Raw genomic sequence first — 12,311 nt, forward strand, 5'->3', positions numbered from 1 at the left:
GCGGCACATGAGGGTATTTCCATGACTCCATTACTTTCCCTGAGGCACATCTCGAAGTCGTTCCCCGGGGTGAAGGCCCTGCAAGATGTGTCGCTCGATCTCCACGCTGGCGAGGTGCATGCCCTGCTTGGCGAGAACGGGGCTGGCAAGTCGACGCTGATGAAGATTCTCTGCGGCATCTACCGTCAAGATGAGGGAGACATCATCATTGATGGCAAGCGCTGCGAATTTCACGGTTATCAGGATGCGCTCGACGCCGGCATCGGCATTATCTTCCAAGAGTTCAGTCTGATCCCCGACCTGGACGCCGTCGACAATATTTTCCTGGGACGTGAAAAACGCAACCGACTAGGGCTACGTGACCGACGTGGCATGGTCGCCGAAGCTCAGCGCCTGTTCGAGCGCCTCAAGGTGAGTATCCCCCTGGACTGCCCTATCGTGGAGCTGAGCGTCGCCGACCAGCAGTTTATCGAAATTGCCAAAGCACTATCGCTGGATGCGCGCATCCTGGTGCTTGACGAGCCAACCGCCACCTTGACGCCCAGTGAAGCCGACCACCTGTTCAGCATCATGCGCGAATTGCGCAAGCAAGAGGTCGGCATGGTGTTCATCTCTCACCATATGGAAGAAATCTTCACCATCTGCGATCACGTCACCGTGATGCGTGATGGCGAAAAGGTCTATGACGGTGACACCGCCTCGACCACCCCCGATGACCTGATCGAGAAGATGGTCGGACGGCGTGTGGACAACCTGTTCCCCGAATACCGGTGCGATGCCGACCACGCTGACGTGGTGCTGGACATTGAGTCGCTGCGCCTCGCCCCCGGTGGTCCCGAGTATTCATTGAAACTGCATCGTGGCGAGATCCTTGGCTTCGCTGGCCTGGTAGGCTCCGGTCGCACGGAACTGGCCATGGGACTTATCGGTGCGACACGTCCCGCACATGCCAAGGTCACGATGGAAGGCCAGCCGATCAAGCTCCGCCACCCGGCAACCGCCCTTGAGCAGGGAATCGGGTTACTACCAGAAAGCCGCAAGACCCAAGGACTGGTCCTGCCATTTTCTTGCCGCGATAACATCTCCCTGAATAACCTGGCGCAATTCCAGGGCGCCTTGCCTTTTATCAAACGCCGTCAGGAATCAAGTACTGCCGCCGACCTGATGAACTCGGTACGGGTTAAAGCCCCTAGCCCTGAAACGCCGGTCGACAACCTTAGTGGTGGCAATCAGCAAAAAGTGGTCATCGCCCGCTGGCTGGGACACCAGTGCAAGGTATTGATCTTCGACGAACCTACCCGCGGCATCGATGTTGGCGCCAAGTCGGAAATCTATGCCTTGATGAAGGAGCTCACCGCACAGGGCGTGTCGATCATCATGATCTCCTCAGAACTACCCGAAGTGCTCGGCTTGTGTGACCGCGTCGCGGTCTTCTATCAAGGCCGGATCGCCGCCGAACTCGAAGGCGAACATCTCAGCTCACAATCTATCATGCACCATGCTACTGGGGGACTCAGCGCATGAACCAGCTTGCATCTACTCCCGGCTCCGCCCGTCAGTCACTCAAGATGCGACTGGCTCGCTGGCGCCGCACGCCAGTCTTCTACCCGTTGATCGGTTTCATCGTCGTCTTCCTCGCCATGGGATTGATCAATGACAACTTCCTGTCAGGCAGCAATCTGGCCAACCTGGTGCGCCAGTCGTCGATCATCGCGATCATCGCCGTCGGCATGAGCCTGGCCATCCTCACCGGCGGCATCGACCTGTCGGTCGGCCCGGTCATGGCGCTATCAGGAACGCTCATGGCCGGCATGATGGTGGCCGGGTTGCCGCCGTCGCTGGCGATCGTGCTCGGGCTCTTGGTAGGTGCCGCTTTCGGGGCCTTCAATGGTGTCTTCGTCGCCTTTGCGGGGATGCCCCCGATCATCGTCACCCTGGCGACCATGGGCATCGCCCGTGGCCTCGGGTTGATCTACACCGGCGGCTATCCGATCTCCGGTCTGCCGGAGGGGTTTGCCTTTTTCGGGCGCGGCAGCGTGGCCGGTATCGAGACGCCGATCCTCATCATGATTGCCGTTTATGCCGTCGGTTATGTACTGCTCAGCCATACATCGACCGGTCGCTACCTGTATGCCATCGGTGGCAACGAGGAAGCGACCCGGCTATCCGGTATTCGCGTCTCCCGCTACAAACTGCTGGTCTATACCCTGAGCGGTACGACGGCCGCTATTGCCGGGTTGATTCTGACCTCACGGCTCATGAGCGGGCAACCCAATGCCGGGGTCGGCTTCGAACTCGATGCCATCGCCGCCGTGGTGCTTGGGGGGGCCGCCATCACCGGGGGGCGCGGCATGATCCTGGGTACGTTAGTCGGTGCCATGCTGCTGGGCGTGCTCAATAACGGCCTCAACCTGATGGGCGTGTCGCCCTACCTCCAGACCGTCATCAAGGGCTTGATCATCCTGCTGGCGATCTACATCAGCCGCAAGCGCACGCTGTGAATCCCGACATACGCTTTGGCGAGATTCAGCCGCGCGCGGGGAAAAGGAGAGCTGCATGGAAACTGTGATCGGTATCGATATTGGCACCCAGAGCACCAAGGCGCTAGTGCTCGATGGCAAGGGCCAGATACTGGCCGAACATAGCCGGGGTTATCGCGTCGACACGCCGCATCCACTCTGGGCTGAACAGTGGGCGGATGTGTGGTGGGAGGCGGTGCTCGACTGCCTTCGCGACTGCCTGGCTGACCCGAGGGTCGATCCCCAGCATGTCAAAGGCCTTTGCGTCAGCAGCCTTTACGGCGGTTCGGGTATCCCGGTCGACGCGGATATCCGGCCCGTCTATCCCTGCCTGATATGGATGGACCGTCGGGCTGAGGCTCAGGTGCAGTGGGTGAAAGCGCACGTCGACCTGAGCCGGTTGGGGGATATCACCGGCAACGGCGTGGACAGCTACTACGGGTTCACCAAGATGATGTGGCTCAAGGCCGAACGCCCCGAGGTCTGGGAGCAGACCCGTTATCTGCTGCCGCCCAACAGCTACATCAACTACCGCCTGAGTGGCGAAATCGCCATCGATCACAGCTCAGCCGGTAATATCGGCGGTATCTACGACCTGGAAAAACGCGCATGGTCCCCGGAAATGCTCGATGCGCTGGGTCTCGATCGAGACAAACTGCCGAACCGGCTGGTGGACTCGGGAGCGACAGTCGGCGGCCTGGTGCCATCGCTGGCTGAATCGCTGGGCCTGCAAGCCGGTATCCCCGTGGTCGCCGGTGGCGTCGATGCGGCGATGGCCACGCTGGCGGCAGGGGCGACCCGTCCAGGCAACCACGTCGCCATGATAGGGACCAGCATGTGCTGGGGGGTGATCAATCGGCGCGTCGATGCCCGGCAGGGGCTCATCAGCATGCCGCACGTGCTGAACGGCGACCAGGACCTTTACACCTTCGGCGGGGCCCTGACCGCAGGTGCTTCCGTCAGCTGGTACGTCGATACCTTCTGTGGTGAGGACAAGGCCGCCGCCGGTGAGAGCGGGAGTGCCTTTGAACGTCTCGAGCCGCCCGCGCGCGAACTCCCCCCGGGGGCCAACGGCCTGCTCTTCCTGCCCTACTTGATGGGCGAGCGCAGCCCCGTATGGGATGCCCATGCCAGCGCCGGTTTCATCGGGCTCAGCCTTTATCACCAGCGCCATCATCTCTACCGAGCCGTGCTGGAAGGCGTGACCTTCGCGCTACGGCACAACATCGAAGCAGGCTCCCAACAGGGAGTAACCCTTGACGATCACCTGATCGTGGTCGGCGGTGCCACGCAGTCGGATCTATGGATGCAAATCATCGCCGACGTGACCCGCATGCCCGTCTACACCTACCGCGAGAGCGTTGAGGCCGCCCTGGGGGCTGGCCTGCTGGCCGGTCAGGCTTGCGGTTTGCTCGACCTCGCCAGGCCGCTACAGCATGGCACCCTCGTCGAGCGCGCCACGCCATGCGAGACGGCGGCGTGTCGATACGATGAACTCTTCACGCTTTATTGCCAGCTGTATCCGACGCTCAAGCCGATCATGCATCAGCTCAATACCCGCCACACACAGAGCGAGTGAACGTATTCCATGAATTTCGAACTGCAGAATCAACGCATTCTCGTCACGGGCGCGACCAGCGGTATCGGTCTCGACATTGCCCAGGCCCTCGCCGAGCTGGGCGCTAACCTGGTGCTGATAGGCCGTAATCAAGACATTCTCAACGAACTTGAGCAGTCGCTCGGGGCGCTTACCCTGGCCGTCGATATTACGGATGAAGCGGCGGTCACCGCGGCCTTCGCTGAAATGCCTGTCATTGATGGCCTGGTCAACTGCGCGGGCGTCTCGATCCTCGACGACGTTCTCGACGTCAAGGCGAAAGACCTCGAGCAAATCATGGCCACCAACGTCACCGCCAGTGCCGTGGTCGCCCGGGAGGCAGCACGTCACATGATTGCGAATGGCCGCCAGGGCAGCATCGTCAATGTCTCCAGTCAGGCGGCCATGGCGGCCCTGCCGGGGCATCTAGGTTACTGCGCGTCCAAGGCGGCCATGGATGCCATGACGCGGGTGCTGTGTCTCGAACTTGGCCCCAAGGGCATCCGCGTCAACAGCGTCAACCCGACGGTGACACTGACCCCTATGGCCGAACGCGCCTGGTCAGACCCCGCCAAGCGCGACCCGATGCTGGCAGCCATTCCTCTGGGGCGCTTTGCCGCTCCTCGTGAAGTGGCGCTGCCGGTTGCCTTCCTGCTCAGCTCGGCGGCCTCAATGATCAGCGGTGCCAGCCTGCCGATAGACGGCGGCTTCACGTCTCACTAGTGCCAAGGGGAAACTCCATGACCTATCAGCTCGATGCGCTTCGTCAGCACTCCATGGTGGTCGCCGACACAGGTGACCTGGAGGCCATTCAGCGCTACCAACCGCACGACGCCACGACCAACCCGTCATTGCTGCTCAAGGCCTTTGAGTTACCGGGTTACCAGGCATTAATTGATCAGGAACTCGCTGCCGTCAAAGGCGAACCCCGCGACCAGCAGGCAGAACATGCCGTGGATCGCCTCGCCGTGGCCATGGGCAGCGAGATTGCCAAGCTCATCCCGGGTCGCGTATCCACCGAAGTGGCCGCGAAGCTGTCCTTCGACACCGAAGCCAGCATCCGCAAGGCCCACGAGCTGGTGGCGCTCTACGAGAAGCGAGGGGTGGCCAAAGAGCGAATATTGATCAAGTTAGCCTCCACCTGGGAAGGCATTCGTGCCGCAGAAGTGCTGGAAAAAGAAGGCATCAACTGCAACCTGACCCTTCTGTTCAGCGATGCGCAGACCCAGGCGTGTTTCGATGCGGGTGTGTTCCTGGTGTCTCCCTTCGTCGGCCGCGTCACCGACTGGTACAAGAAGGAGACCGGGCAAACCTTCACCCCCGAAAACGACCCCGGCGTACAGTTCGTGCGTGGCGTCTGCGAGCGGGTCAGTCAAGGCGGTTACGATACCGTGGTGATGGGCGCCAGCTTCCGCACCGCCGACCAGGTGCTGGCACTCGCCGGCTGCCCACGGTTGACCATCTCGCCGGTATTGCTCGAAGAACTGGCGACGACATCGGGCGACGTGAAGGCCAATGTGTTAATGACACGCAATGGCGGCCCACGGCCAACACCGCTCAACGAGCCTGCTTTTCGGTGGGGACACAATCAGGACGCGATGGCCAATGACAAGCTGGCCGAGGGTATCCGCCGTTTCGCCGATGACCAGTCGCGCCTTGAAGAGCAGATTGCCGAGCGCTTGGCTGCCCTGTGATGTCAAGTTCCCGCGCGACTTACTGAATCAGCGTGGCGGAGATCGTGACCTCACGGCCATCGGTGGTGGGGTCTTTTATTTGCTCGAAGAGCAATCGAAAGGCTTCATGCCCCAATTGGTAGGTGTCGTGCACTGCACAGGGGATCGATACATCGAAAATATCGGCATAGGGAAGCCGATCGATGCCGACGACGAGCACATCATCCCGTGATACATGGGCATCGTGCAGGGCACGCATCGCCCCCAGCGTGATCAACTGGTTGAAACCGAATACGGCGTCGGGGAGCTTACCCTGGCGAAGATGGGCGGCCATGTCGCGATAGGCAGGCTGTAAGGTATAGTCGCCTGGGCGTTGCTCCAATGACAAAGGAACGCCCGCCTCCTCATAAGCCTCTTTGAGCCCGGCCAGCCGATGCCGTGTGATTTGCGAGCCACTGGGTCCTGTTAGTGTCAGCACGCGTTCGATGTTCTTTTTTACCAGCCACTCGCCAAGCAATCGTCCGGCCAGGTGGTTGTCCAATACCACACGGCTGAAGTCCGTCACATCCAGCGTTCGGTCCAGCATCACCACCGGCAAGTTGGCCTTGCGCAGCCGTTCCAGATAATTGGGTCGGTAACTGGCATCGTCAGAAACGGGCGACAGAATGATCCCCGCCACCTGATAACTGAGCAGGGTATCGATCGCCACTTCTTCAAGCTCTGGCGAGCCATCGGTGTCGATCAGCATGATGGTGTAGTCATGCTCCTTGGCCGCACGTGAAATCGCCTTGATCACTTCACTGTAAAAAGGGTTATCCACGCTGGCTGTCACCAGCCCAATGAGCCGGTTCTTACGACTTCGGAGATGGCTGGCGAAGGCATTCGGTACGTAGCCCAGCTCGTTTGCCGCAGCCAGTATTTTCTCACGCGTCTCTGGCCTGACCTTCTCAGGCTTTTTCAATGCACGCGACACCGTCATGTTGGTCATGCCCACATGTTTGGCGATATCGGTGATAGTGACTTGGCTGCGTTTCGTCATTTACGACTCGTATATCAAGACCCCTGGTCGACCGCCTGCTTGACGGCCTTGATTCTGAATCTCCCAGTGTAACAGGGATGGTTGATCGCTGGCGCTGGCTCTCTCAACATCACAATATTTCGAAAGGCGGTTCTTCATCACGGATATATGCCATAGCCACATGAAGCGCCATCCAACCTTCATAGGTAAACATTTCCTGGGGGGCTTCTAAAGGCGAATTCAGATGTGGTCTCAGTTGGCTATCCTCAGCTAAATCATCAACCGAAAGGAACTCCCAGCTCTCCTCCGCGCCAACCATCTTCTCTTTAAGTTCATCCAACCCCATTTCTGTTTCCGCAATAAAGAAAAGCTGAGGCTTTCCTCCTCTGATAAGCTCCCTTGAAAACGCTAATGGCGTTAATGAATACTCGCTTTTCAAAAGACCGATTTCGCTATGGATTTCCCTAGCCATGCCATTGATAAAAAACTCAAAATCAATATCAGCCAAGTTAGTGTCATCCATATCCCAGGAGAAAACCCCAGAAGCAGAACAATGGAATTTACCTTTTCCATCAACCATCACCGCCTGCTCGCTCCCCCTAATGGGAATTAAAACATCCTCTCCGCGGCTAACAAGCACGACCGCCACGCCCAGGGTATTGGCAAGAACAGAATTTTTCAGCCTTGGGAGCGTCCCATTGACAGTCTTTTCGATATCATTTCTTAATGTATATGATGCGGTTTCACCTAAAGCCCCGGAGGCCCAGTCTAATGTCAAGTTGGTGCCGACCTGATCGAAGTACGTGGCAGGCTGTATAACGATCTCTCTATTCTCAACATTCATATCGGCAATCTTGACGGTAACATCATTTTCCCATTCTCCGTCACTTGCTTTCCTCACCTTCCCTATCTCTTTAAAAAGCTCAATCGACTTATCGAAATGGCTTTTTATTCTAACGGGAGGCGTATACTTGGCCTTCAAAAACCTTACTTTAATCTCATTGACATCAACACCAAATTCAAAACCAGCATCCCCCTTCTTTAAGGGAACTGTCTCAACATATGGAGCTTGACAATAGACGACTTCCTTGGCGTTTTCATATGCATTATAAAAAGAAATAATCGCTCCCAAACTCTCTTGCACAAAAGGGCTGGTCGTATCTTTAGCATTAAAACCTTTCCTTGAAGGCTTGATCTTGCCATTCTCCATCAAGGGGATGTTGACGTTCACGCCAGCAAAACCGATAGAAATACTCTTGTTTTCTTTCAAGAACCTGGCAAAGTAATTTTTAGCATTTCCAAAAGCCGCTTTCATTGACGCCCCCTAAATAAAAACGTATCACATTAAATAAAAAAGCGCTTGGCTTTGCCAGGCGCTTTTTTAGTAACTGCATGCACAGACTAGGATGCCGTGAGCCGACGACGTCGGCGAACCTTGGGCTGCTTGAGCACCATCCGCATACGTTCAGACCATGGTAATGACGACATCAGTGCCTTTCTATCGATGGGCCATGGGGTATGGCATGAATAAGCGATGAAGTCTTCCTGAAACGGATGGACACATGTTGGGTGCCACGGTTTAACAGCGCCGATAAAGTGTACAATCCGCGGATTGAGAACCGCCGTTTCAAGTGCAGCCAGATGCTTGTGCAGATGCGGATAATGCTTTTTAACCGCCCTGTAGGTGGTTGGCTGAAAATTCCACGACAGCGGCAGCTGATAACAGTCACCCTCCAGCACGTGATTCAGGGCATCCTGGTCGGGATACCGAGCGTAATCCCCATTCTGCTCAAGGTATGCCAGTGCCCTCTCCCCCACATGTCGACTGCGCCATGCCGCCAGGTCGATGAGCATAACCCCTGAATTAAAGTAGTCGTCCGGGTTCTTTCGAGTCGTGCTAATGGACGTATTGCATATATCCATAGCAGCCGCCGCAGAATGACCGTGAAGCGACAGAGCCCATAAATCAGACAGGTCACTGCGCACCAGTACGTCACAGTCAAGATAGATGACGCGTTCGCAGTCATCAGGCAGGTAACGATGCATCAGCAACCGAAGCAAGGCGGCCGTACCAAATCGACCGACCTTGAGGCCCTTTAATGCCTGTACATCGACGTCGATAATGTGGAGTTCTGCACCGCCCGCTTCCACGAACGCATGCAAGCGGTGTCTGGTTTCTTCCCCCATGTCCGGCGTCAGCATAAAAAAGTGGATCTGGCCTGGATCGGCTGCATTGTCGATAATCGACGCCATCACCACGGCACCGTACCGCGCATAGGCTTCATCGGCACTCAGAACCACATTCATCGCGTTACCGTCCCGGCATTTTCATTTTTACCGAACATATAAAATGACATCCCTACGCCACCGACAATAACAAAGAAATACATGCCTGAATTAAAAATCACGTAGGACTCAAACACGTTAATGATAAAGAAAAACACCCACGAGACGAGCAGCCCCACTCCCCAGTGTTTGTGGGGCGTAGTAAGTAACGTCACCGTACCTTTTAAGATCATGGCGGTGAGAATGGCAATGGCCGCCAGGCCTAATACGCCATACGCCAGGAGCAATTCCAGGTAAGCGTTATGAAAATGCCCAAACCTAACTTTCAGCCAATCGGGGAAAGGCCCTTCATCAATGAGCGCCCCCCGGCTCTTGGCCCCCCACCCCGTCAGCGGCCTTTCGTGAATCTTGTCCAAGGCGTACGACCAGGTATGCACGCGTATGCCAATGCTACTGAATGGCACATCCTCCATGTTTCCTGCCGCAATCGCTTCAACCACTTCATGCTCATCTAGCAGTCGCTTCTCGATCACGGGCGCTACGGCGTTCACCGTCAACGCTACCACGCCAATCAGAACAACACATGACAACAGCAGTTTTGGTCGTAACCCGGCTGGCCGCCTTTGCATGAGTAGGCGCAGCAGGCTAAAGACGACCAAAACTAAAAATATCAGCCCCAGTGCCAACCAGACAGCCCGGGTTTGCGTCACGACGACACCCGCAACCCCGAGTAACGTCAAGGCAACTGCGACTCCCCATTCATACTTGGCGGCACTGATACCTACGCATTTGAAAAGCCAACCCACCCCCATGATGAGCAACAGGCCAAAGTAAAAGGCGATGTGCTGCGCGTTGGTATAACCGAAATCGACACGGCTGCCGGCCAGGCCCGCACGCCATGCGTCAACGCTTGAGTTCAACACCAGCGAAACAAGAATCCCCGCAATAAAGACCAGCAGCAAGTACTTGGCGGCTTTCACGGACCCCCGAATCCACCAAGCCACGGCAATACATAAAAAAAGCTTGGCTATATGCCGTGCCGCTTTTACCTGTCCGTCCGCCACATTGGGAAAGCGGTCAACCGCAAAAAAATAAACGCCTATCTGGAGAACAACAAACGCAAGCAAAAGGAGAAATACCTTATGCCACTTAAAAGCGGGGTCAGCTTCTTTAAACCATGCAATGGCAAAACACAGAATGAAAACCGATTCTGCCGAGCGTGAAACGTCAAAATTAATCAGCCATGCAAACGCGTAGATGGTTAACGCAATCCAGCCAACGGCATGATTTTTTGCCAGCCAACCGCTTTGCGACTCTTTGTTACTGGGCTGCATCTACGATGCTACTCCTGATGTGAGCTGTTCATTCGTTCAGAGGTACCCGTTGGGTCATGCGAACCTCATCAGGTGCCATCAGTCGTTTATTTAAGGGGGGCACAGGATACCAGAAATCGTGCTACAGCCCGCTAATTTCATCGCAACATGGTATATAGCCTAAATACGGCTCCCAGGTTGGCGAGCCCACTTCTCAATCAGCCCAAGCGGCTCAATACAGACAGGTTATTCATACACTGAAGGCAACACCACGTTAACCTGCCGGCCGGCTTTCCCGGCCATGGCGTTAATCGCGTCTTTCAAGGCGTGGCGGATGTGGTGATCACCGTGCACCAACCTTACCTCGCGCGGCCAGCGGCGCATGCGCTTGATGAAGTTGAGCAAATCGCGCTGCCCGGCGTGGGCGGAGTACCCGCTGATGGTGGTAATCCCCGCACGAATACCGATGCGCTCGCCATCGAGCTCGACCCAACCGCCCTTCGGCCCGTACCGCTGAATATCCCGCCCTGGCGTGCCCGCCCCCTGGTAACCCACAAACAATACCTGATGGCGCGGGTCACCGAGCATTGCCTTCAGGTAATTCACCACGCGCCCGCCTGTGCACATACCGCTGGCGGCAATCACCACGGCGGGTCGGCCACTTTCCGCCAGGTAACAAACGGTTTGCTCGTGGGTCGAGTGGTCATCCACCGTGTACACATTCTCGAAACTCAACGGATGCCGCCCCGAGCGCAAACGGCGCTGGGCTTCCGCATCCCAGAAAGGCTTTAACGTGCGGTACACCTGCGTAAAGCGAGCAGCGAGGGGTGAATCCACAATCACCTCCAGCGAGCGCCAGCCGGATTTGGGGGATGCACCATACACGATGGTTTCCAGCTCATAGAGCAACTCCTGAGTGCGGCCGATGCTAAATGCTGGGATGATCACCGTTCCCCGGTTAGTCAGCGCTTGCTCGATGGCGGTTTTCAACGCCTGCCCGCGCGCTTGGCGGCCCTCATGATTACGGTCTCCGTAGGTGGATTCCAACACCAACACATCCGCTTGATACGGTGACTTCGGCGCAGGCAACAGCGGCGTATGCGGCGCGCCCAAATCGCCGGAAAACACCACGCGCTGCTTGTTGCCACGGGCGGTATCGTTCAGCGCCACTTCTACGTAACTGGAGCCCAGAATGTGCCCCGCGCGCTTGAGTTTCACCCGCATGGTCAGCGCGTCGTCCTCTACCACCGAGTGCCATTGCCCGTAAGGAATCGGCACCAACTGCGTTTGCAACTGGGCCTGAAACTGCTCGATCAACCGCGCATTGCGGGTAAAGCCAATCTTCAGCGCATCCTCAATCACCAGCGGCAGCAGCACGGCGGTAGGCTCGGAACACAGAATCGGACCTTTGTAGCCCGCCGCCAGCAAGTACGGTAAACGGCCCACATGGTCAATGTGTACATGAGTAATCACCAGTGCCTTCACGGTGCTGATATCAAACCCCACCTCAAGCTGCGCCAGACTATCCTCGGCGGCGTCCTCCCCCTGGAAAAGCCCGCAGTCCACCAGTAGCGAGTGCTCACTACTGGCGATCAACTGATGACAGCTGCCGGTGACCCCACCCGCCCCACCGTGATGACGAATTTCTGGCCACGTTCCCTGCGCTGCCATGCGGATCTCCTTATCTAATAACACCTAAATAAGACAACTAAAACAGCCAAATAAAAAATCGCCCCGTAGGAGTTCAGTTTATTGAGTGATCAGCAATTATCCCGCCACAAAAAATCACCCATCACGCCTCGCTTCCACAAAGACCGATGAAGGTCTTGTAGATACCGTCTCTCGATACCAGCTGCAAGGAGGATTTATACCCCTTGCGGCCGATATTCACTTTGTGACTTCAAC

General features: G+C 56.8%; 10 protein-coding genes. 5 read left to right on the top strand and 5 right to left on the bottom strand.

Annotation, left to right across the window (positions count from 1 at the left end; translation table 11 throughout):
• Positions 1–21 precede the first annotated feature (21 nt).
• The 5 genes from R3F64_RS18730 to tal are packed head-to-tail and all read left to right on the top strand — an operon-like array spanning position 22 to position 5,810.
• On the top strand, positions 22–1,524 hold the full coding sequence (locus R3F64_RS18730) for a sugar ABC transporter ATP-binding protein (protein ID WP_332613089.1): 1,503 nt from the start codon (positions 22–24) through the stop codon (positions 1,522–1,524).
• Entirely contained in the window at positions 1,521–2,501 is a 981-nt protein-coding gene (locus R3F64_RS18735) for an ABC transporter permease (RefSeq protein ID WP_199284954.1), read from the top strand. Before R3F64_RS18730 ends, R3F64_RS18735 begins: the two co-directional genes overlap by 4 nt.
• Positions 2,502–2,556: 55 nt before the next feature.
• Complete coding sequence (locus R3F64_RS18740; protein ID WP_332613091.1) at positions 2,557–4,098, top strand: FGGY-family carbohydrate kinase; 1,542 nt, start codon at positions 2,557–2,559, stop codon at positions 4,096–4,098.
• Between the two features lie 9 nt (positions 4,099–4,107).
• A complete protein-coding gene (locus tag R3F64_RS18745) occupies positions 4,108–4,839 on the top strand; it encodes an SDR family oxidoreductase (protein ID WP_332613092.1) in 732 nt (243 codons plus the stop codon).
• A gap of 17 nt (positions 4,840–4,856) precedes the next feature.
• A complete protein-coding gene (gene tal / locus R3F64_RS18750) occupies positions 4,857–5,810 on the top strand; it encodes a transaldolase (RefSeq protein WP_332613094.1) in 954 nt (317 codons plus the stop codon).
• A 19-nt stretch (positions 5,811–5,829) separates the two neighbouring features.
• Here tal and R3F64_RS18755 read toward each other — a convergent pair whose 3' ends face one another.
• From R3F64_RS18755 to R3F64_RS18775, 5 genes are all read right to left on the bottom strand, one after another.
• Positions 5,830–6,828 carry a LacI family DNA-binding transcriptional regulator gene (locus tag R3F64_RS18755; RefSeq protein WP_268900902.1) on the bottom strand — a complete coding sequence of 333 codons (999 nt, stop codon included), beginning with the start codon at positions 6,826–6,828 and terminating at the stop codon, positions 5,830–5,832.
• Between the two features lie 109 nt (positions 6,829–6,937).
• Positions 6,938–8,122: a hypothetical protein gene (locus tag R3F64_RS18760; RefSeq protein ID WP_332613099.1), complete on the bottom strand. Its 1,185-nt coding sequence runs from the start codon at positions 8,120–8,122 to the stop codon at positions 6,938–6,940.
• An 86-nt stretch (positions 8,123–8,208) separates the two neighbouring features.
• Positions 8,209–9,114: a glycosyltransferase family 8 protein gene (locus R3F64_RS18765; protein ID WP_332613101.1), complete on the bottom strand. Its 906-nt coding sequence runs from the start codon at positions 9,112–9,114 to the stop codon at positions 8,209–8,211.
• Entirely contained in the window at positions 9,111–10,427 is a 1,317-nt protein-coding gene (locus R3F64_RS18770; RefSeq protein WP_332613104.1) for an O-antigen ligase family protein, read from the bottom strand. Before R3F64_RS18770 ends, R3F64_RS18765 begins: the two co-directional genes overlap by 4 nt.
• Before the next feature lie 225 nt (positions 10,428–10,652).
• Positions 10,653–12,077 (bottom strand): MBL fold metallo-hydrolase, encoded by a 1,425-nt coding sequence (locus R3F64_RS18775; protein WP_332613105.1) that lies wholly within the window; start codon positions 12,075–12,077, stop codon positions 10,653–10,655.
• Positions 12,078–12,311: the final 234 nt, after the last annotated feature.

Origin of the sequence: Halomonas sp. 5021 (assembly GCF_036663435.1) — a bacterium.
Taxonomy (GTDB): Bacteria; Pseudomonadota; Gammaproteobacteria; order Pseudomonadales; family Halomonadaceae; genus Vreelandella; species Vreelandella janggokensis.

Bases quoted from the DNA above. Each gene is read 5' to 3' on its own strand.
- R3F64_RS18765 (WP_332613101.1), bottom strand. From the start codon at position 9,114: ATGAATGTGGTTCTGAGTGCCGATGAAGCCTATGCGCGGTACGGTGCC.
- R3F64_RS18770 (WP_332613104.1), bottom strand. From the start codon at position 10,427: ATGCAGCCCAGTAACAAAGAGTCGCAAAGCGGTTGGCTGGCAAAAAAT.
- R3F64_RS18740 (WP_332613091.1), top strand. From the start codon at position 2,557: ATGGAAACTGTGATCGGTATCGATATTGGCACCCAGAGCACCAAGGCG.
- R3F64_RS18760 (WP_332613099.1), bottom strand. From the start codon at position 8,122: ATGAAAGCGGCTTTTGGAAATGCTAAAAATTACTTTGCCAGGTTCTTG.
- R3F64_RS18775 (WP_332613105.1), bottom strand. From the start codon at position 12,077: ATGGCAGCGCAGGGAACGTGGCCAGAAATTCGTCATCACGGTGGGGCG.
- R3F64_RS18755 (WP_268900902.1), bottom strand. From the start codon at position 6,828: ATGACGAAACGCAGCCAAGTCACTATCACCGATATCGCCAAACATGTG.
- tal (WP_332613094.1), top strand. From the start codon at position 4,857: ATGACCTATCAGCTCGATGCGCTTCGTCAGCACTCCATGGTGGTCGCC.
- R3F64_RS18735 (WP_199284954.1), top strand. From the start codon at position 1,521: ATGAACCAGCTTGCATCTACTCCCGGCTCCGCCCGTCAGTCACTCAAG.
- R3F64_RS18745 (WP_332613092.1), top strand. From the start codon at position 4,108: ATGAATTTCGAACTGCAGAATCAACGCATTCTCGTCACGGGCGCGACC.
- R3F64_RS18730 (WP_332613089.1), top strand. From the start codon at position 22: ATGACTCCATTACTTTCCCTGAGGCACATCTCGAAGTCGTTCCCCGGG.